The 18,566-nt window shown below is 71.2% G+C and carries 19 protein-coding genes and 1 tRNA gene; 10 read left to right on the forward strand and 10 right to left on the reverse strand.

The features are described 5' to 3' along the window. Positions 1-277: 277 nt before the first annotated feature. From EV671_RS12035 to EV671_RS12045, 3 genes are all read right to left on the reverse strand, one after another. Positions 278-362, reverse strand: a tRNA-Leu gene (locus tag EV671_RS12035). A 54-nt stretch (positions 363-416) separates the two neighbouring features. Continuing rightward, positions 417-1,928: an L-piperidine-6-carboxylate dehydrogenase gene (amaB, locus tag EV671_RS12040; RefSeq protein WP_132571565.1), complete on the reverse strand. Its 1,512-nt coding sequence runs from the start codon at positions 1,926-1,928 to the stop codon at positions 417-419. Between the two features lie 14 nt (positions 1,929-1,942). Further along, entirely contained in the window at positions 1,943-3,037 is a 1,095-nt protein-coding gene (locus tag EV671_RS12045; RefSeq protein ID WP_132571567.1) for a saccharopine dehydrogenase family protein, read from the reverse strand. Positions 3,038-3,161: 124 nt separating this feature from the next. Here EV671_RS12045 and EV671_RS12050 point away from each other — a divergent pair, with 124 nt between their 5' ends. From EV671_RS12050 to EV671_RS12070, 5 genes are all read left to right on the forward strand, one after another. Further along, a complete protein-coding gene (locus EV671_RS12050) occupies positions 3,162-3,635 on the forward strand; it encodes an Lrp/AsnC family transcriptional regulator (protein WP_132571569.1) in 474 nt (157 codons plus the stop codon). Positions 3,636-3,653: 18 nt separating this feature from the next. Next, positions 3,654-4,226, forward strand: coding sequence for an NnrU family protein (locus EV671_RS12055; protein ID WP_132571571.1), 573 nt, complete (start codon positions 3,654-3,656; stop codon positions 4,224-4,226). 166 nt (positions 4,227-4,392) lie between these two features. Further along, complete coding sequence (locus tag EV671_RS12060; RefSeq protein WP_132571572.1) at positions 4,393-6,648, forward strand: C1 family peptidase; 2,256 nt, start codon at positions 4,393-4,395, stop codon at positions 6,646-6,648. Positions 6,649-6,736: 88 nt separating this feature from the next. Beyond that, a complete protein-coding gene (locus EV671_RS12065; RefSeq protein ID WP_132571573.1) occupies positions 6,737-7,168 on the forward strand; it encodes an SRPBCC family protein in 432 nt (143 codons plus the stop codon). Between the two features lie 18 nt (positions 7,169-7,186). Beyond that, entirely contained in the window at positions 7,187-7,621 is a 435-nt protein-coding gene (locus tag EV671_RS12070; protein WP_132571574.1) for a VOC family protein, read from the forward strand. A gap of 7 nt (positions 7,622-7,628) precedes the next feature. Here the strand turns inward: EV671_RS12070 and EV671_RS12075 are convergent, their stop codons facing one another. The 4 genes from EV671_RS12075 to EV671_RS12090 form a co-directional block, all read right to left on the reverse strand. Beyond that, positions 7,629-8,789 (reverse strand): ATP-binding protein, encoded by a 1,161-nt coding sequence (locus EV671_RS12075; protein ID WP_132571575.1) that lies wholly within the window; start codon positions 8,787-8,789, stop codon positions 7,629-7,631. Continuing rightward, entirely contained in the window at positions 8,783-9,493 is a 711-nt protein-coding gene (locus EV671_RS12080) for a response regulator (RefSeq protein WP_132571576.1), read from the reverse strand. Before EV671_RS12080 ends, EV671_RS12075 begins: the two co-directional genes overlap by 7 nt. Beyond that, complete coding sequence (locus EV671_RS12085; RefSeq protein ID WP_165917543.1) at positions 9,490-9,906, reverse strand: peptidase associated/transthyretin-like domain-containing protein; 417 nt, start codon at positions 9,904-9,906, stop codon at positions 9,490-9,492. Before EV671_RS12085 ends, EV671_RS12080 begins: the two co-directional genes overlap by 4 nt. 180 nt (positions 9,907-10,086) lie before the next feature. After that, positions 10,087-10,944 carry a 23S rRNA (adenine(2030)-N(6))-methyltransferase RlmJ gene (locus EV671_RS12090; protein ID WP_132571578.1) on the reverse strand — a complete coding sequence of 286 codons (858 nt, stop codon included), beginning with the start codon at positions 10,942-10,944 and terminating at the stop codon, positions 10,087-10,089. A 147-nt stretch (positions 10,945-11,091) separates the two neighbouring features. Here EV671_RS12090 and EV671_RS12095 point away from each other — a divergent pair, with 147 nt between their 5' ends. Together EV671_RS12095 and EV671_RS12100 are read left to right on the forward strand one after the other, a co-directional pair. Next, positions 11,092-12,180 carry an alkene reductase gene (locus EV671_RS12095; protein ID WP_132571579.1) on the forward strand — a complete coding sequence of 363 codons (1,089 nt, stop codon included), beginning with the start codon at positions 11,092-11,094 and terminating at the stop codon, positions 12,178-12,180. Between the two features lie 4 nt (positions 12,181-12,184). Then, the gene (locus EV671_RS12100) at positions 12,185-12,529 is read left to right on the forward strand and encodes a hypothetical protein (protein WP_132571580.1); all 345 of its coding nucleotides are present in this window, start codon (positions 12,185-12,187) and stop codon (positions 12,527-12,529) included. Here EV671_RS12100 and EV671_RS12105 read toward each other — a convergent pair. Then, on the reverse strand, positions 12,489-13,712 hold the full coding sequence (locus tag EV671_RS12105) for a hypothetical protein (protein ID WP_132571581.1): 1,224 nt from the start codon (positions 13,710-13,712) through the stop codon (positions 12,489-12,491). The two genes, EV671_RS12100 and EV671_RS12105, sit on opposite strands and share 41 nt — an antisense overlap. 149 nt (positions 13,713-13,861) lie before the next feature. Then, positions 13,862-14,422, reverse strand: a complete 561-nt coding sequence (locus EV671_RS12110) for an MOSC domain-containing protein (protein ID WP_132571582.1) — start codon at positions 14,420-14,422, stop codon at positions 13,862-13,864. A 79-nt stretch (positions 14,423-14,501) separates the two neighbouring features. On the opposite strand from EV671_RS12110, the gene EV671_RS12115 reads away from it, so the two are divergent. From EV671_RS12115 to EV671_RS12125, 3 genes are all read left to right on the forward strand, one after another. Then, positions 14,502-15,749: a cation:proton antiporter gene (locus tag EV671_RS12115; RefSeq protein WP_165917544.1), complete on the forward strand. Its 1,248-nt coding sequence runs from the start codon at positions 14,502-14,504 to the stop codon at positions 15,747-15,749. Beyond that, positions 15,749-16,864, forward strand: coding sequence for a YbdK family carboxylate-amine ligase (locus EV671_RS12120; RefSeq protein WP_132571585.1), 1,116 nt, complete (start codon positions 15,749-15,751; stop codon positions 16,862-16,864). Before EV671_RS12115 ends, EV671_RS12120 begins: the two co-directional genes overlap by 1 nt. A 98-nt stretch (positions 16,865-16,962) precedes the next feature. Continuing rightward, positions 16,963-17,901: a hypothetical protein gene (locus tag EV671_RS12125; protein ID WP_132571587.1), complete on the forward strand. Its 939-nt coding sequence runs from the start codon at positions 16,963-16,965 to the stop codon at positions 17,899-17,901. Here the strand turns inward: EV671_RS12125 and EV671_RS12130 are convergent. Continuing rightward, positions 17,886-18,563 (reverse strand): Crp/Fnr family transcriptional regulator, encoded by a 678-nt coding sequence (locus tag EV671_RS12130; RefSeq protein ID WP_132571589.1) that lies wholly within the window; start codon positions 18,561-18,563, stop codon positions 17,886-17,888. The genes EV671_RS12125 and EV671_RS12130 overlap by 16 nt on opposite strands. Between the last annotated feature and the right edge of the window lie 3 nt (positions 18,564-18,566).

Genomic DNA, 18,566 nt, shown 5'->3' on the forward strand with positions numbered 1-18,566 from the left:
CGTGCGCTACATCTGCCAGCGCATCGCGCCGTCCATTGCCCCTTCGCCGCCGCTCAACGCGCTGCCAGCGACGGGGTAACTGCCGGATCTAGGTTCAGCGGGGACTCGGTCACCTCCGGCGACCCCGGCGGCCGGCGCCGCGCCAGCGCGACGCCTTCGTCGCGGCGTCGGACAAGCCACCGGCTTGTCCTCGGTCCCCGACGACTCGCCCTTCGAGTCCTCTCCTGGGCACCAAAGCAAAAAGGCCATCGCTTTCGCGATGGCCTTTTGCTTTGTTTGGTGCCCAGGAGAGGACTCGAACCTCCACGGAGTTACCCGCTAGTACCTGAAACTAGTGCGTCTACCAATTCCGCCACCTGGGCTTTCAGGGAGGCCGGACTATAGCCCAATTTTTGGCCTCCCCCGGCGAAGTCGACTCAGATGTCGAACTTCACGCCCTGGGCCAGCGGCAGCTCGCTCGAATAGTTCACGGTGTTGGTCGTGCGGCGCATATAGGCCTTCCATGCGTCGGAGCCGCTCTCGCGGCCACCGCCGGTCTCCTTCTCGCCGCCGAAGGCGCCGCCGATCTCCGCGCCCGACGTGCCGATGTTGACGTTGGCGATGCCGCAGTCGCTACCGGCCGCGCTCATGAAGGCTTCGGCCTCGCGCAGGTCGGTCGTGAAGATGGCCGAGGACAGGCCCTGGGGCACGCCGTTCTGCAGCGCGATGGCTTCTTCCAACGTGCGGTACTTCAGCGTGTAGAGGATGGGCGCGAAGGTCTCGTGGCAGACGACCTCGGTCTGCGCCGGCATGCGCACCAGCGCCGGTGCGGCGTAGAAGGCTTCGGGATAGCGCTCGGCCAGCGCACGCTCGCCGCCACTGACCTGGCCACCCTGCTCGCGCGCCGCCTTCAGCGCGGACTGCATCGCGTCGAAGGCCTGGGCGTCGATCAGCGGGCCGATCAGCGTGCCCTGCTCCAGCGGCGAGCCGATGGGCAACTGGGCGCGGGCGCGCTCCAGGCGCTCGACGAGGGCGTCGTGAATGCTCTCGTGGGCGATGACGCGACGCGTCGTCGTGCAGCGCTGGCCAGCCGTGCCGTAGGCGCCGAACAGGATGCCGCGCACCGCCAGGTCCAGGTCGGCGCTGGGCGTCACGATGATGGCGTTGTTGCCGCCCAGCTCCAGCAGGCAACGGCCGAAGCGCGCCGCCACGCGCGGGCCGACGGCGCGGCCCATGCGGGTGGAGCCGGTGGCGCTGACCAGCGCCACGCGGGCGTCGTCAACAAGCGCTTCGCCGACGTCGGCGCGGCCGATGATCAGCTCGGACAGGCCGTCCGACGCGGCATGGCCGGCGGCGCGATAGGCCTTCAGCGCGCGCTCGAACAGGGCCTGCGTGGCGAGCGCGGTCAGCGGGGTCTTCTCGCTCGGCTTCCACACGCAGGCGTCGCCGGCCACCAGGGCCAGGGCCGAGTTCCAGGCCCAGACGGCGACGGGGAAATTGAAGGCCGAGATGATGCCGACGACGCCCAGCGGCAGCCACTGCTCCATCATGCGATGGCCGGGGCGCTCGCTGGCGATGGTCAGACCATGCAGCTGGCGGCTCAGGCCGACGGCGAACTCGCAGATGTCGATCATTTCCTGGACTTCGCCCAGGCCTTCGCTGGTGACCTTGCCGGCTTCGACCGAGACGAGCTGGGCCAATTGGGCCTTGTGCGCACGCAGCTCTTCGCCGAACAGCCGCACGAGTTCGCCGCGCTTGGGCGCCGGCACGACACGCCAGGCCTTGAAGGCCTCGTGGGCGCGGCCGACGGCCGCCTTCATGTCGGCGGCGCTGGCCGTCGGGATCTGGGCCAGCAGGCCGCCGTCGATGGGCGAGCGCACGCTCAGGTCGCCGCCGGGCGGCAGGTGGACGCCCAGGGCGTCGAGGAGGGAGAGGGTCTGTTGCTTCATGACGAACATTGTCCTCAGGAGATGGATTCCACCTGGCGGGACTGTTGATACGCCGAGCCGAAGCGGTTGGCAAGGAAGTCGGGCAGCCTGACCTCCTCCTGGCGGATGAAGCCCTTCTGCGGCAGCTTGCCCGAGCGGAACAGGTCCACCGCGGCGCAGATGCCGGCGGCCGTCGTGATCTGGATGGCGCTCAGCGGCTGGGCGCCGTCGCGCGTGGCGAAGATCTTGCGCGCGAACACCTCCTGCAGCAGCACGCCGTTCTTCATGCCGGACACCGTCACGAAGACGAGGACCACGTCCTGCATCGTCGCCGGCATGCTCTTGCGCATGATGTCCTTCAGATTGCCCTGATCGCCCTTCAGGCCCAGGTCGCCGAGCAGGAACTGCATCAGGTCGCGGTGGCCGGGGTAGCGCACGGTCTTGTAGTCGAGGTTGCGCACTTTGCCCGCCCAGGTCTCGCACAGCGTGCCCAGACCGCCGGAGGTGTTGAAGGCCTCGTACTCGGTGCCGTCCAGGCTGAAGTGCTCGAGGCCCTCCAGCGGCAGCGCGGCGATGGTCTCGCCGTCGTGGATGGACTCGCAGGGGTGGCAATACTCGTTGATGAGACCGTCGACCGACCAGGTCAGGTTGTATTTCAACGCATTGGTCGGGAAGGCCGGCAGCGCGCCGACGCGCATCTGCACGTCGCGCACCGCGTCGAAGCCGCTGGCCAGGTGGTGGGCCACGATGCCGATGAAGCCCGGCGCCAGGCCGCACTGCGGCATGAAGGCGGTCTTGGCGCCCTTGGCCATTTCCTTGATGGCCTTGGTGGCGGCCACGTCCTCGGTCAGGTCGAAGTAGTGGCAGCCGCATTCCAGCGCCAGCTCGGCGGCAGTGATGGCCAGGTGGTAGGGCAGCGCGTTGACGACGGCATCCTTGCCGCGCAGTTGGGCCGCCAGCGCGGCGCGGTTGTCGCTGTCGACCTCGGCGGTGGCGATGCCCTCGTCGGCCAGCGTCTTCAGATAGCCGGGGTTCTTGTCGAGCACGGTGACCTGGTAGTCGCCGGTGGCGTGCAGCAGGCGGGCGATGGTCTGGCCGATGTGGCCGGCGCCGAGCAGGGCGATCTTCATGGGAGGCTCCGTCGAAAGAGGGTTGTCGTTGGCGCGGACTCTAGGCAGGAGCGACGACGAAATAAAGCACTACTCCGACGAAATCAATTGATTATTAGACGTTTCGTCGCGATGATTCGCCGATATGGATGAAACACAGGTAAATCCCGCCCTCCCCGGCGCCACGCCCGACGACCTCGACCGCCGGCTGATCCTGCTGCTGCAGGCCAATGCCCGCGAGAGCACGGCCCTGCTCGCGCGCAAGCTGGGCGTGGCGCGCACCACCGTCGTCGCGCGGCTGGCCCGGCTGGAGGCCAGCGGCCGCATCGTCGGCTACACGGCGCGGCTGGGCGGGGACGAGGCCGGCCGCAGCGTGCAGGCCTTCGTCGGCATCACGGTGAGCCCCAAGGCCGGGCGCGAGGTGGTCAAGCGCCTATCAGAGCTGCCCGAATTGCGCCAGCTCGCCAGCGTCAGCGGTGAATTCGACTACATGGCGCTGCTGCGCGCCGACACTACGGCCCGGCTCGACGCGCTGCTCGACGAGATCGGCGAGATCGACGGCGTGCTGCGCACCAACAGCTCGGTCGTGCTGGCGCTGCGCGTCGACAGACAGACCTGACCCCAACGGAGACTCTCGATGACCTGGCTTGCCCTCGGCCTCGCCCTTTTCCTCGGCATCCACCTGACCCGCGCCGTCGCGCCCGCCTGGCGCGAGGGCCGCATCGCCCGCCTCGGCGACAAGGGCTGGAAGGGCCTCTACACCGCGGTGTCCCTGGCCGGCTTCGGGCTGATCCTGTGGGGCTTTTCGCAGGCGCGCCAGCAGCCCGTCCTGTTGTGGCCGCGCATCCCCGGCATCCACCACGCGACGGCGGCGCTGATGCTGGTGGCCATGGTCCTGCTGGCCGCGGCCTATGTGCCGCGCAACCACCTGAAGGCCAGGCTGCAGCACCCGATGACGCTGGCGGTCAAGGTCTGGGCCTTCGCCCACCTGATCGCCAACAACAGCCTGGCCGACGTGATGCTGTTCGGCAGCTTCCTGGTCTGGTCCATCCTCGTCTTCCGTGCCGCGCGGCGCCGCCCGGCGCCGGTGTCGCCGCCGCCGACCGTGGCAGGCACGGCGGCCACCGTCGTCGTCGGCGTCGCGCTGTGGGCCTTGTTCGCCTTCTGGGCGCACGCAGCCTGGCTGGGCATCGCGCCGCTGGGCCGGTGAAGCGGCGGCGATCCGCGCCACCGACGCAGCGGCCGCCGGCGCGACCACGAGCGCTGGGCACGGGTCAGGCCCTGACAACCTCAAACCTGGGGATCAGCCGGGCAGGCCGTCTTGTCCCGGCCCGGGCCCGCGGCCATGATGCGCCGATCAATCAGGAGGAACAGCCATGGCCAGCCCGGCAAGAAAAAGCAGGCCCGCAGCGGCAGCACCGGCGATCCACGACAACGCGCCCAAGCCCACGCTGGACGCCCGCCCCGACCGGCTCGACCTGCGCGACCTGCCCTACCGCCCGCCGCTGCGCTCCCTGCCCGGGCGCTGGCCGCTTGATTCGGACCTGAAGAAGCTGCTGCCCGCCTATGTGAAGGCCGGCCGCATCCTGAACCAGGGCAACGAGGGCGCCTGCACCGGCTTCGGCCTGGCCTGCGTGACCAACTACCTCTACTGGCTGCGCCACCTCGACACGCCGCGCAGCAAGGCGCCGCCCCTGGTCAGCCCGCGCATGTTCTACGAGCTGGCCAAGCTCTACGACGAATGGCCCGGCCAGGACTACGAGGGCTCGTCCTGCCGCGGCGCGCTCAAGGGCTGGCACAAGCATGGCGTCTGCAGCTGGGACCTCTGGCCCTACCCGATCGACAAGAACAACGCCGGCGTGTTCGTGCGCCCGTCGCCGGGCTGGGACGAGGACGCGACCGGCCGGCCGCTGGGCGTCTACTACCGCGTCGACAAGAAGAGCGTCGTCGACATACAGGCCGCCATCTACGAGATCGGCGCTGTCTATGTGTCCGGCTCCGTGCACGACGGCTGGGGCCTGGACGCCACCGTCATGCCCGCCAACCATGGCCAGCTGCCACGCATCAAGCGCATGGCGCGCAAGACCGGCGGCCACGCCTTCGCGCTGGTCGGCTTCAACGAGCATGGCTTCGTCGTGCAGAACAGCTGGGGCAGGGGCTGGGGCGCGAGCGGCTTCGCCATCCTCGGCTACGAGGACTGGGTCACCAACGGCACCGACTGCTGGGCCGTGGCCCTGGGCGTGCCGCAGGATCTCTCCGACCTGCGCGCCGCCCAGGCCGATGCCAAGCCCGCCGGCAAGACGGCTGCCAAGGCAGCGCCCGCCGCCAGCGGCTTTCGCGTCGCGGCAGGCTGCGGCCTGGCCGAGGTCGGCGCGACGCTGCGCGTCGAGGACAACCCGCGCGACGACCCCTGGCCCTTCAACCATGTCTTCGCGCACCAGCCCTACCAGCCGCTGCGCACGACCGCGGCCTACGCCCACACCCTGGTCTCCGGCAACGACGGCCAGCTGATGTCGACCGACTTCACCCGCGCGCGCGCCGACCGCGAAGGCCTGGCGCGGGAACTCGTCGTCGAGCGGCCGATGGGCTGGCTGAAAGCCGGCGGGGCCGGCAAGCAGAGCAAGACCCTGAAGCTCGCCGTCTATGCCCATGGTGGCCTGAACTCCGAGAACGACTCCATCCAGCGCATCCGCGTGCTGGCGCCCTACTTCCTCGCCAACGGCATCTACCCGCTGTTCTTCACCTGGAAGACCGGCCCCGGCGAGACGCTGGCGGACATGCTCGAGGACCTGAAGCACCGCGTCATCGGCGGCGGCAACGACGACCGCAGCGCGGGCGTGCTCGACCAGCTCCGCGAGGCCGCCGCCGAAGCCAAGGACCGCGCCGTCGAGGCCGTGGGCCACCAGTTCGCGCGCGGCGTCTGGAGCGAGATGCGCGAGAACGCCGCGGGCGGCGGCGTGGCCGGCCATGCGCTGGACCTGGCCGCGCACATGCTGCGCGAACTGCGCGACACGCTGGCCAAGGGCGGCAAAGCGCTGGAGGTCCACCTCATCGGGCATTCGGCCGGCTCCATCCTGCTCGGCCACCTGCTGGACCGCCTGGCCGGCGCCGACGTCGTCAAGGTCGCCAGCTGCGAGCTGCATGCCGCCGCCTGCTCCAGCGGCTTCGCGGTGCAGCACTACGGCGCGGCCCACAAGGCCGGCGTGCTGCCGCTGCAGGCCTTGCGCCTGAACGTGCTGACCGACGCCAACGAGCGCGCCGATGGCCTGCCCAGCGCCGAGCGCGACATCTACGGCAAGAGCCTGCTCTACCTCGTGTCGCGCGCGCTGGACGACATCCGCAAGCAGCCCCTGCTCGGCATGGAGCGTGCGCTGATGAAGCCCGACCCGGCCTGGGTCGACGACCAATGGGCCGGCCCGCCCAATGCCGACGTCGCCGCCTGGCTCAAGCTCTGGCCCGGCGGCGCGCTGCTGAACAAGGTCACGGCGCCCAAGGTCCGCACGACCAAGACCGGCGACCAGATCGACGCCAGCCATGGCAGCTTCGACAACAACATCGACGTGATGACGGCCACGCTGGAGCGCATCCGCGGCAGTGCCGTCGTCGCGCCGATGGAGTGGCTGGACTACTGACGCGCGGGCGACGGTTGGAGATGTCCGTTTCCGGCCGGCGCGCCGCCGGGCGCGCCACCAGAATGGGCCATCACTCCAGGAGATGGCCATGGCCTCCATCCACCGCGACATCCTCATCCACGCCCCCGCCACCGCCCTTTGGGACGCCTTGCTCGACATCGGCGCGCTGCACACCCGCCTCGCACCCGGCTTCGTCACGCACTGCGAGATGGACGGCGACGCCGCGCGCCAGATCCGCTTCGCCAACGGCGTCGAGGCTCGCGAACTCATCGTCACCGTCGATGGAGCCTCGCGCCGCCTCGTCTGGTCGGCCGCGGGCGGGCGGCTGACGCACCACAACGCCTCGGCCCAGGTCTTCGATGAAGGCGGGACGCATTGCCGGGTCGCCTGGATCGCCGACCTGTTGCCCGATGCGATGGCGCCGGCCATCACCCGGATGATCGAGGCCGGCCTGCTCGCCATGAAGACGCATGCCGAGCAGCAGGCCGAGACGCTCGCCGCGGCCGGTGCAAAGCCCTGACGCCCCGACAATTCGGCCATGAAATACCTGCACACCATGGTCCGCGTCCATGACCTGGACGCGTCGATGAAGTTCTACCGCGACGCCCTCGGCCTGCGCGAGGTCAGGCGCTCCGAGCACGAGGCCGGCCGCTTCACCCTCGTCTATCTCGCCGCACCCGGCGACGAGGACGCCCAGATCGAGCTGACCTACAACTGGCCCGACGCCAGCGGCCAGGTCGAGGCCTACGGCGGCGGCCGCAACTTCGGCCATGTGGCCTATGCGGTGGACGACATCTATGCCACCTGCCAGCGGCTGGCCGACCAGGGCGTGACGATCAACCGCCCGCCGCGCGACGGCCGCATGGCCTTCGTGCGCTCGCCCGATGGCATCTCCGTCGAACTGCTGCAGGCCGGCCCCGCGCTCGCCCCGGCCGAGCCCTGGGCGTCGATGCCCAACACCGGGGCCTGGTGAACCCCCGCTAAAAGACCACCTCGGCCCTGAGCCCGCCCTCGGGACGGTTGCCGAGCACCAGCACGGCGCCCTGCCGGCGCACCAGCTGCTGCGCGATGTACAGGCCCAGACCCGTGCCGCCGGTGGCGCGGTTGCGCGAGCCCTCGACGCGGCGGAAGGGCTGGCGCACGCGCTGCAGTTCGGCCTCGGGGATGCCGGGGCCGTCGTCCTCGACGACGAGGCGCGTGACGCCGGCCGACAGCGCCACGCTCACCCTCGCGCTGCCGGCATAGCGCAGCGCATTGCCGACGAGGTTGTCGATGACGCGGCGCAGCGCCAGCGGGTCGGCCGCCACGACCGCGGCCGGCCCCTCGAAGTTGACGGCGGCGCCGGTCTCGGCGAGGTCGTCCACGGCCGACTGGGCCAGGGCCGACAGGTCGACGCGCCGGGCCGGCGCCGCATCGGCCGGGCGGAAGACCTCGATGACGCTCTCCACCAGCCGGTTCATCTCGCGGATGTCGTCCACGCAGCGCTCGCGCACGCCGGCCTCGACCTCGCCCGTCTCCAGCCGCAGGCGCATGCGCGTCAGCGGCGTGCGCAGGTCGTGGGAGATGGCGGCGATCATCAGGCCGCGCTCCTCGAACTGGCCGCTCAGCTCGGCGGCCATGCGGTTGAAGACGGCCGCGGCGTCGCGCACCTCGCACGTGCCCTCGTCCTCATGCAACCGGGGCGCGGGCCGGCCCTGGGCCAGCGCGGGCGTCAGCCGCTGGGCCGCGCTGACGAGGCGGCGCACCGGCAGCGCCAGCCAGCGCGAGCCCCACCAGGCCGCCAGCGCGATGACGAGCAGGCGCACGCCGTAGTCGAGCAGGCCGGTGCGCCAGGGCAACGAGGGCGGCAGAGACGGCGCGAGCGGCAGATGCCAGGCCATGCCCGGCGGGCCGTGCGGCTCATGCTCCTCGTGCCCGCCCGGCTCATGGGGCCGCCGCGGGCCCTCGCCGAAGCCCTCCGGCGGCGGCATCGGTGGCCCGCCGTCCTCGGCATGCGGGGCCGGCCGCTCGTGCGTCCCGACCGGGCCGTGCAGGGTCTGCGAGGCCAGCATCCAGGCGCTGACATGGCTGAGCACCAGCGCCCCCCACATCAGCAGGAACAGGCGCAGGCCCAGGCGGTCCCAGTTCTTGCGCTTCAGCATGGCACCACCTCGGCGTCGAACAGATAGCCCTCGCCGCGCACGGTGCGGATCAGCGCCGGCTCGCGCGCCGTGTCGCCGAGCTTGGCGCGCAGCCTGGACACGGCCAGGTCGATGCTGCGGTCGTTCACCTTCACGCCGGGCGCGCGGGTCATCTCGATGAGCTGGTCGCGGCCGAGCACGCGGCCCGGGCGCTGCACGAAGGCCGCGAGCAAGCGGAACTCGGCGCTGGACAGCGCGATGCCCACGTCATCGGCGCTCAGCAGCTGGCGCGCCAGGCGGTCGAAGCGCCAGCGGCCGAAGCGCAGCATGCGCGTGTCGTCCTGCAGCGCGCCGCCCCGGCTGGTACGCCTGACCAGGGCCTGCAGCCGCGCCACCAGCTCGCGCGGCTCGAAGGGCTTGGCCAGATAGTCGTCGGCCCCCAGCTCCAGGCCGATGACGCGGCTCATCGTGTCGCCGCGCGCCGTCAGCATCAGCACCGGCGGCGCGTCGGGCTGGGTGGAGAGCCAGCGCAGCAGGGCCAGGCCGTCCTCGCCGGGCAGCATCAGGTCCAGCACGATGACGTCGGCCTTGACCTGGGCCAGCAGCTGGCGCATCGCCCCGCCGTCCGCCGCCGCGTCGACCTGCCAGCCGAAACCCTGCAGATAGGCCGCCAGGCTGGTGCGGATCTCGGCGTCGTCATCGACGACGAGGCAATGTCCGTTCATGCGGCAATTCCCACCTGCAGTCTGGCCACGTAGCCCGCGCCGACCGAACCGGCGATGCTGAAGATGCCGTCGCCGGCGGTGGCCTGCACGCCGCGCAGGTCGTTCTCGGCCGTCGCGCCGCTGGAGTACATGGAGTAGCGGCCCTCGGCATCGCATTGCCAGAGGTAGATGGCGTAGCCGGACAGGTCGGCGCAGGAGGCGTTGGCGTTCACGAGCTCGATGATGACCTGTGGCGGCACGCCCGTGGCGACACCGGTGGCGCCGGCGATGCTCGCGCGGATGTCGCTGCGCACGATGCCGCCCACCGTCAGCGCACCCGCGCCCAACAGCCAGCGCAGCGCGACGCGGCGCTCACGGGCCTGTTGCTGGAGGCGGCCGAGGTCGTGGGCCAGGCCCCGGTCGTGGTCGTGCAATGCGTGCTCCGTCGGCTGGGATTGGAGCGATTGCAACGCCGCGATGTATCGAGGGAATCGGCAGATTGTGTCCGGCGCGAAACATTGGCCGGCCGGCTTCTGCCGGGGGCGTTTTCCACCCGGCGCACCGAGCCGACAGCATCCCCGCAAAGGCAAGCCGGCAGCCACCCAGCGCAGCCGCTAAACCGCCTTCTGCTCCAGCACGTAGTTGGCGCCGTCGTACTGCCCCAGCCGCTCGACGAGCAGCGGCAGGCACTCGGCCAGTTCGTCGTGCAGCGTGAACGGCGGGTTCGCGATGAACATGCCGCTGCCCAGCATGCCGAAGCCGCGCTCGTCGGCCTGGGTCACGGTCAGGCGCACGTGCAGCCAGCCTTTCTTGGCGGCGGCATCGGCGCTGGCCTTCAGGCGCGCCGCGAGCTGGGTGGACTCCAGCAATTGCAGCTGCGGGTACCAGACCATGACGACCGTGTCCGGCGCCCGCTCCAGCGCCTCGCGCAGCGCCGACAGCACCTTGGCGTAGTCGGTCTTGATCTCGTAGGGGGGGTCCATCAGCAGGGCCGCGCGGCGCGTCGGCGACGGCAGCTCGGCCTTGATGGCCGCAAAGCCGTCGCGGTCGCTGACCTGGGTGTTGGGGCGGCTCTCGAGATAGCTGGCCAGGATGCGGTGGTCGGTCGGGTGCAGCTCGTAGGCACGCAGCCGGTCGGTCTCGCGCAGCACGAAGTTGGCGATGGCCGGGGAGCCGGGGTACTGGCGCAGCTGGCCGTCGGGGTTGAAGGCGCGCACCAGGCTCACATAGTCGGCCAGCGGAGCGGGCAGCTTGTCGACGTCGTCATAGAGGCGGGCGATGCCGGTCGCGTACTCGGCGTTCTTCTGCGCATAGCGGCCCTCGACCGAGTAGCCGCCGGCGCCGGCATGGGTGTCGATCAGCGTGTAGGGCTTGTCCTTTTCGCCCATATAGCGCAGCACGCGGGTCAGCACGAGGTGCTTGAGGACGTCGGCATGGTTGCCGGCATGGAAGGCGTGGCGGTAGGCGAGCATGGGGGGATTGTCGCCAAGCCCGGCCCTTGAGTTTCATCAAGGCGCCGACATCTGCGCGGATATCACACTCCCCAGCAACCGCACGCCGCGCAGGGCTGAGCCTGCCTGCGTAGCCTGCGCGCCATCGTTTCTTCCGCCCACTCTCCCATGACCACCCTCTTCGATCCCGTCCGCTTCGGCGACATCCAGCTGGCCAACCGCGTCGTCATGGCGCCTCTGACGCGCAACCGCGCGACGCAGCAGACGCCCCAGGCACTGCATGTCGAGTACTACCGCCAGCGCGCCGGCGCCGGCCTCATCATCACGGAGGCGACCCAGATCCGCCCCGACGGCCAGGGCTATTTCGACACCCCCGGCATCCACAGCCCCGAGCAGGTCGCCGCCTGGAAGCAGGTGACCGACGCCGTGCACGCCGCGGGCGGCAGGATCGTCGTGCAGCTCTGGCATGTGGGCCGCATCTCGCTGAAAAGCCTGCAGCCGGGCGGCCAGCAGCCGGTGTCGTCCACCCACCGCGCGGCCAAGACCCGCACCTACGCGGCCTATGGCGAGCTCGTGCCGACCGACGCGCCGCGCGCGCTGGAGACGCACGAGCTCCCGCAGCTGATCGCCGACTATGTGCAGGCCGCGAAGAACGCGATGGCTGCCGGCTTCGACGGCGTCGAGGTGCACGCCGCCAACGGCTATCTGCTCGACCAGTTCCTGCGCGACAGCGCCAACGACCGCAGCGACGAATACGGCGGCTCCATCGAGAACCGCGCGCGGCTGCTGATCGAGGTGATGACGGCCGTGGCCGGCGCCATCGGCGCGGGCCGCACCGCGCTGCGCCTGAGCCCGGTCACGCCCAGCAACGACATCGGCCAGGACAGCAACCCGCAGGCCCTGTTCAACTACGTGGCCGAGCAGCTCAGCCCGCTGAAGCTGGCCTTCCTGGAGGTCGTCGAGGGCGCCACCGGCGGCCCGCGCGACAACGCGCCCTTCGACTACGCGGCGCTGCGCCGCCGCTTCAGCGGCTCCTATATCGCCAACAACGGCTACGACCGCGCGCTGGCCCTGGACGCCGTGGCCAGTGGCCGGGCGGACGCCGTGGCCATCGGCCGGCCCTTCATCGCCAACCCCGACCTGGTCGAGCGCATCCGCCACGACCTGCCGTGGGCCGCGCCGCAGAAGGAGAGCTTCTACGGCGGCGGCGCCGAGGGCTATACGGACTACCCCGCCGCCGAGCTGAAGCGGGCCTGAGCCCATGGGCAGGCTGCGGCCGGCCCAGGTCCCGGGCGGCAAGGCCGCCGCCATGCACGACCTGACGGCCGGCTTCGATGACGCCAACCCCGCCGCGCGCGTCTATCTCGAACCGACCTGGGCGCGGCCCGACATGGCCGAGGCCGATGCGCCCAAGCGGCCGGCCATCGCCGGCCTCGATGGCCGCCCCACCGGTACCGGCCGCGACCCGCCGACGCTGGGCAGCGGCGAGCAGGCCGCCATCGACCCCGGCATAGACGCGACGACGGCGCGCGCGTTGCAGCGCGTGGCCAGCGAGCAACTGGGCTTCAGCCCTGGAAAGCCCCCGGGTTCCGCGCCGGCCCGCTGAGCGCCACCGTGCCGTGCGGGTGGCGGTACTCGCGCGTCGGCGCGAGCTTCAGGCCACCGCCCTCGCCGGCCTCCTGCGCCCTGCCTCGCAGCGCCGAGTCCGGCTTGAGCCGGTAGTCGTCGCGTGCCGCCTGCACGAACTCGCTCCAGTCGGCGCTGAAGTTGGCACGCCGCGTCCAGTAGCCCTCGGCCGCCAGCTTAGGTCCGCCCACGAGCAGGTTGTTGGCCAGCACCACCTCGGCCTGCGGCGGCGTCACGCGCAGCCAGATGCCGCCGCTGGGCAGCTGGTCCACCAGCGTGTTGTTGACGAGGTAGAGGGCCTGCCTGGCCCAGGTCGCGCCCTCGACGCCGAAGGAGATCACGTGCGGGTTCTCCGTCGTCGAGCTCTGCACGATGAGGTTGCCCATGACGACGGCGACGCCACCGTTCGGGAACTCCAGCTCATAGCTGGCCCGCCCGCCGATCTCGTCGGACAGGCGGTTGTAGAGGATGTGGTTCAGCGCCGCGCGGCTCTTCAGCAGATGGCCATGCAGGCCATGGTGGAAGTAGCTGCCCGTGACGGCCAGGCGCTTGATCGCACCGACGTAGAGGTTGTGCGTCTTGCCCTCGCGCGGCAGGATGGTGCCGAAGTCGCAGTCGACGATGTCGAGCTCGATGTCGTCCTGGTTGGCCGTCAGCAGGCCGTTCTCGTTGTCGCGGAAGCCGCAGTCCAGCAGCGTCAGCGAGCCGGCCTCCAGCCGGATGCCGGCGCCGTTGCGGTCCGGCACGGTGGCGCCGCTGAAGTCCAGGCCCTCGATGCGCATGCGCCGGCCCGTCGTCACGAACAGGCCCTTGCCCTGGGCGTGGGCGCCCGCGGCGACCAGGCTCACGCGGCCGCCGACGGCTCGCAGCGTCAGGTCGCTCTGCGTCCACACGGCGGCGTCGCCGACATAGTCGCCGGCGTCGATCTCGATCAGCATGCCGTCGCGCGCCTGGCGGGCCGCCGCGGCTAGCGACCTGACGGCCCGACGCGGGCCGACCTTCAGCACCGTGCCGGCATGCGCGGCCAGCGGCAGCAGGCCCGCGGCCGCCAGCAGTTCGCGGCGCCGCAATACGGCAGCCCCCTGAACTTGCGGGCCGAGCGCCGGGCCGCTCCCAAGCCGGCCCGCGCTGGCGATGTGCTCGCGGCTCAACGCCGCGGGCATCGCCGTCCCCTCGGGGGCTGAGGCCGGACACGGTGAGTCCAGTGGACTCGCCGTGCCTGCCGAAGAGCTGCGGAGTAAGTCGCGGCGCGGTCTGCAAGACCGACCAGACTCGCTCGCGTACAGCGACGCGAGGTTGGGCGAGGGGCGCATCATTTCCTCATCTTGGCCTTGAACAGCTCGACGATGCCGACCTCGCGCGGCCCCGGCAGCAGCTCGAAGGCCTCGCCGGCCGCAATGCTGCCCTCGCGCCGCACGGCCAGGTAGAAGCCGCACCAGCCGCTCTGGGCCATCAACTTGGCCGCCTGGTTGAAACCCATGTGGGCGTTGAACTTGAAGCAGGGGAAGCGCGGCTCGGACACGACCAGCTCGCAGCCGGCAAAGCGCAGCACATCGCCGATCCAGACCTTGCTTTCCAGCAGGCCGGCGAGCGTCAGGTTCTCGCCGCAGTCGCCTGGCTGCAGCGCGCCCGCCACCTTGGCCTGGCCACGCACCGTGGTCCAGAACTCGTAATGCTCCTGCGGGTAGGCGTAGACGGCCTTGGACAGGCCGCCGTGCACGCTGGGGTCGGCCTGCTCGTCGCCGTCCAGGCCGAGCGGGCCGACATTCACCGGCCCGCTGCGGGCACGCTTGCGGATGGCCGAGGCCAGGGATTGGCCATCGGTCGCGACGAAGTGCTCGGCACGGGCGGTGTTGACGCTGACGACTTGCATGCCCGCCATTGTCCGGGAGGCCGCAAGGGTGACCGAATCCCATCGGTCTAGACTCGGCCCGACTTTCGAAGGGAGCTGCATGACTGCATTCGACAGTGGCACTAGGGTCTGGGCCAGCCTGGCTGTCGCACCGTCCAGCGATCTGATGTTCGTCGTGGGCGTGCTGCTGGCCGGCGCGCTGGCGGGCGAGTTCATCGCCGCGACGACGCGGTTGCCGCGGGTCGTCGGCTACACGCTGGCCGGCTGCGTCGCCGCGGCCCTGGGCCATGGCGTCACGATGCCGCTGGGCGGCGCGGCCCAGGTGGTCTGCGACCTCGCGCTCGGCCTGCTGCTGTTCGAGATCGGCTGCCGCGTGCGCCTGCGCTGGCTGCGCCGCAACCCCGGCCTCGCGGCCACCAGCCTCGCCGAGGCCCTGCTCAGCGCGGTGGCCGTGGCCCTGGCGCTGCGCCTCCTGAACATCGGCTGGCAGACGGCCGTGGCCTGCGCCATCCTGGCCATGCCGGCCCCGGCCGCCGTGGCGGGCCGCGTCGCGCTGGAGCTGGGTGCCGAGGGCCAGGTCACGCAGCGCGTCAACGTGCTGACGGCGCTGAACACGCTGTATGCCGTCATCGCGCTGGTGCTGATGCGCGCCTGGTGGGCGGCCGGCGACGGCGGCAGCCTGCCGCAGGCGCTGGCCGGCCTGTCCATCTCGCTGCTGACGACGCTGGGCCTGGCCACGCTGCTGGCCGTGGCCGTCTACCTCGTCGCGCGGCGGCTGGACCTGCGCAACGAGAGCGCCGTGTTGCTGCTGTTCGGCCTGGTCGCCTTCGCCATCGTCGCGGCCCGCGCCCTCGGCGTGTCGACGCTGCTGATGCCGCTGCTGGCCGGCCTGCTGCTGCGCAACACCGGCGAGCGGCCCTGGGTCTGGCCGCGCCACTTCGGCACCTCGGGCGGCGTGCTGGTGCTGATGCTCTTCGTCATCGTCGGCTCGGCGTGGACGCCGCAGACGCTGCTCGCCGGCGGCTTCGCGGCGCTGGCCCTGCTGGCGGCGCGCTGTGCCGCCAAGACGCTGGCCATCGTCGCGCTGGCGCCCGCGGCCAAGGCAAGCTGGCGCCAGGGCCTGGCGCTGTCGATCACGATGACGCCGCTGTCGGCCACCGCCCTCGTCATGCTCAGCGAGCTGCTGCGCGCCGAGCCCGGCCTGGCGGCTGGCGTGGTGCCCATCATCCTGACCAGCATCGCCGTGCTGGAGCTGGCCGGCCCGATCGCCGTGCAACTGGCGCTGCGCCTGGCCGGCGAGCTGCCGCACGTGGCACAACGCGCCCCGCGCAACAAGGAGGGCCGTTGATGAGCCTGGGCCTCTTCTCCAAATCGCAACCGCTGACGCTGGGCGTCGAGCTGGAGCTGCAGATCGTCAACAACGACGACTACGACCTCGCGCCCGTCTCGGGCGACCTGCTGCGGCTGATGAAAAAGCGCAGCATCCCCGGCGACGTGAAGCCCGAGATCACCAGCAGCATGATCGAGCTGTCCACCGGCGTCTGCACCGGCTACGGCCAGGCGTTGTCGGAGCTGGGCCAGATCCGGGACGCGCTGGTGGACTGCGCCGAGCGCCTGGACGTGAGCCTGTGCGGCGGCGGCACCCACCCCTTCCAGCACTGGACGCGCCGGCGCATCTTCGAGACGCCGCGTTTTCACGAGCTCTCTTCGCTGTACGGCTACCTGTCCAAGCAGTTCACCGTGTTCGGCCAGCATGTGCACGTGGGCTGCCCCAGTGCCGACGAAGCCCTGGTGCTGCTGCACGGCATGAGCCGCTTCATCCCCCACCTGATCGCGCTCGCGGCCTCGTCGCCCTTCGTGCAGGGCGAGGACACGGGCTTCGACTCGGCACGGCTGAACTCGGTGTTCGCCTTCCCGCTGTCGGGCCGCGCGCCCTTCGTGCAGACCTGGGACGACTTCGGCGTGTTCTTCGAGAAGATGGCGCGCACCGGCGTCGTCTCGGGCATGAAGGATTTCTACTGGGACATCCGCCCCAAGCCCGAGTTCGGCACCATCGAGGTCCGCGTGCTGGACACGCCGCTGACCATCGAGAAGGCTGCCGCCCTGGCCGGCCTCATCCAGTGCCTGGCGCGCTGGATGACGGTGGAGAAACCGTTCAAGCTCAGCGAGGACGACTACCTGCCCTACACCTTCAACCGCTTCCAGGCCTGCCGCTTCGGGCTGGACGGCACCTTCGTCGACCCCGAGACCAGCGAGCACCGCGTGCTGCGCGACGACCTCAGCGCCGTGCTGGCGCGCCTGGACCCGCACGCCGGCGACCTGCAGGCCGAGGCCGCGCTGCAATATCTGCGCCGCGAGATCAACGGCGCCGGCAACGACGCCGCCTGGCTGCGCCAGCTCGAGGACGAGCACCGCCTGCTGCCCGAGGTCGTGCGCCGCGCGGCCCGGCGCTGGCACGGCTGAGGGCACCGGGCCGGGGGATATCCCGGCGCTCATCTGCGAACAGTCTTGAAGCAGATCAAGGACGCTTCAGATCGCAGCGCCGAGCATTCAGGCTCACCATGCCTGACTCATCGCCTCATGCAAGCTGCTGCGCCAGCCTGCGCCAAACCCTGCTGCAGGGTTGGCAGCAGACTTTCCCCCTGCATGCGTCGCCCTTCCGTCAGATGGCCGCGCGCAGCGGCTCCACACCGCGCGAACTGCTGGGCGTCTGCCAGGAGCTGCACCGCAACGGCGCCCTGCAGAGCATCCAGCCCTGCTGGGGCGACGGCCTGCGCCGCGAGCGCTGGCGCTTCGCCTTCGAGCCCGTGGCCGACGGTGCGGCCCTGGCCGCGGCCCTGGCGGCGCTGCCGGGCTGCATCCGAGTCGAGCGCTGCGAGCCGCAACCCGGCATGCCCACGCTGTGGGCCGAGATCGAAGCGCTGGACGAGGCCGCGCTGGCCCGCCAGCTGCAGCGCCTGCAGCACCAGCCCTCGGCCCGGCTGCGGCTGCCGTCGCCGCCCGCCGACACCAGCCTGACCTGCGACGACCCGCGGCTCGCGGAGCGCCTCGAGGAGGGTCTGCAGCTGTGCTCCCGGCCCTTCGCCGAATGCTCGCGCCAGCTCGGCTGCAGCGAGTACAAGCTGCTGGCCAAGCTGCAGGCCTGGCGACGCGGCCACCAGCTGCTCGGCCTGGCGCTGAAGCCCGCGCCCACCCGCGTGCCGCAGCCCGGCGTGCTGGCGCTGTGGAAGCACATCGAGCCCCCGGCCGCCAGCCTCGCCCGGCTGCAGGCCCATGCCAACGTCGACCGCCTCGTCAGCGCGCCCGGCATGGCCGCCTGGCCCTGGCGGCTGAGCCTGGTGCTGCTCGCCACGCCGCAGCTGGCCATGGACCAACTGCGCGAACTCGTCGCCGACGCGGGGCTGCGCATGCCCGACCAGCACGCGCGCCTGCAGATCGACCGGCCGCGCGACCAGGCCCTGCTCTTCCGCACCCAGGTCGCGGCTCAGCCCTGCGGGTAGGCGGCCAGGCGTTCGACGGAAGCGATGTGGATGCGGCGCCCCTCGACGGCGATCAGCCCCCCCTCTTCCAGCTCGCGCAGCACGCGCGAGAAATACTCCGGCGTCAGCGACAGCCGCGACGCAAGCGTGGCCTTGCTGACGGGCAGCTCGACCGTACAGGCACCGGGGCCGGCGGCGTCGCGCAGCAGATAGCCGATAACGCGCTGCACGCCGGACTGCAGCGCATAGGCCTGCACGTCGGCCACCAGGCCGTGCAGGCGCCGGCTCAGGCCGGCCAGCATGCGCAGCGCCAGGCGCTGGTCCGCCGCCATCGCGCCGAGCACGGCCTCGCGCGGCAGCACCAGCAACTGGGTGTCTCCCAACGCCTGTGCATGCACGGGGCTGGGCCGGCCGAGGAACATCAGTGCCTCGGCGAAGCTCTGCCCCGCGGCGACCAGCTCGACGACCTTCTCGTTGCCATTGGGCGCGATCACGAAGAGCTTCACCGGCTGGCCGAGGTTGACGAAGAAGGCCCCGCAGGCATCGCCGGCGCGCAGCGCGAACGCGCCCTTCTCCAGCGTCTGCAGCCGCGCCGCTGCGGCGAGCTGCTGCAGCGAATCGGGGCCGGCCTCGCTGAACAGCGGCAATCGCTGCAGCCATCGCTGGGCAAGCTGAGCATCCATCGC

The organism is Roseateles saccharophilus (assembly GCF_004342485.1).
Taxonomy (GTDB): Bacteria; Pseudomonadota; Gammaproteobacteria; order Burkholderiales; family Burkholderiaceae_C; genus Pelomonas; species Pelomonas saccharophila.

What these genes read in the sequence shown, in the direction of transcription:
- EV671_RS12060 (WP_132571572.1), top strand. Translation starts at nt 4,393, where the DNA reads ATGGCCAGCCCGGCAAGAAAAAGCAGGCCCGCAGCGGCAGCACCGGCG.
- EV671_RS12065 (WP_132571573.1), top strand. Translation starts at nt 6,737, where the DNA reads ATGGCCTCCATCCACCGCGACATCCTCATCCACGCCCCCGCCACCGCC.
- EV671_RS12120 (WP_132571585.1), top strand. Translation starts at nt 15,749, where the DNA reads ATGAGCCTGGGCCTCTTCTCCAAATCGCAACCGCTGACGCTGGGCGTC.
- EV671_RS12095 (WP_132571579.1), top strand. Translation starts at nt 11,092, where the DNA reads ATGACCACCCTCTTCGATCCCGTCCGCTTCGGCGACATCCAGCTGGCC.
- EV671_RS12050 (WP_132571569.1), top strand. Translation starts at nt 3,162, where the DNA reads ATGGATGAAACACAGGTAAATCCCGCCCTCCCCGGCGCCACGCCCGAC.
- amaB (WP_132571565.1), bottom strand. Translation starts at nt 1,928, where the DNA reads ATGAAGCAACAGACCCTCTCCCTCCTCGACGCCCTGGGCGTCCACCTG.
- EV671_RS12100 (WP_132571580.1), top strand. Translation starts at nt 12,185, where the DNA reads ATGGGCAGGCTGCGGCCGGCCCAGGTCCCGGGCGGCAAGGCCGCCGCC.
- EV671_RS12080 (WP_132571576.1), bottom strand. Translation starts at nt 9,493, where the DNA reads ATGAACGGACATTGCCTCGTCGTCGATGACGACGCCGAGATCCGCACC.
- EV671_RS12105 (WP_132571581.1), bottom strand. Translation starts at nt 13,712, where the DNA reads ATGCCCGCGGCGTTGAGCCGCGAGCACATCGCCAGCGCGGGCCGGCTT.
- EV671_RS12045 (WP_132571567.1), bottom strand. Translation starts at nt 3,037, where the DNA reads ATGAAGATCGCCCTGCTCGGCGCCGGCCACATCGGCCAGACCATCGCC.
- EV671_RS12125 (WP_132571587.1), top strand. Translation starts at nt 16,963, where the DNA reads ATGCCTGACTCATCGCCTCATGCAAGCTGCTGCGCCAGCCTGCGCCAA.
- EV671_RS12075 (WP_132571575.1), bottom strand. Translation starts at nt 8,789, where the DNA reads ATGCTGAAGCGCAAGAACTGGGACCGCCTGGGCCTGCGCCTGTTCCTG.
- EV671_RS12090 (WP_132571578.1), bottom strand. Translation starts at nt 10,944, where the DNA reads ATGCTCGCCTACCGCCACGCCTTCCATGCCGGCAACCATGCCGACGTC.
- EV671_RS12130 (WP_132571589.1), bottom strand. Translation starts at nt 18,563, where the DNA reads ATGGATGCTCAGCTTGCCCAGCGATGGCTGCAGCGATTGCCGCTGTTC.
- EV671_RS12110 (WP_132571582.1), bottom strand. Translation starts at nt 14,422, where the DNA reads ATGCAAGTCGTCAGCGTCAACACCGCCCGTGCCGAGCACTTCGTCGCG.
- EV671_RS12055 (WP_132571571.1), top strand. Translation starts at nt 3,654, where the DNA reads ATGACCTGGCTTGCCCTCGGCCTCGCCCTTTTCCTCGGCATCCACCTG.
- EV671_RS12070 (WP_132571574.1), top strand. Translation starts at nt 7,187, where the DNA reads ATGAAATACCTGCACACCATGGTCCGCGTCCATGACCTGGACGCGTCG.
- EV671_RS12115 (WP_165917544.1), top strand. Translation starts at nt 14,502, where the DNA reads ATGACTGCATTCGACAGTGGCACTAGGGTCTGGGCCAGCCTGGCTGTC.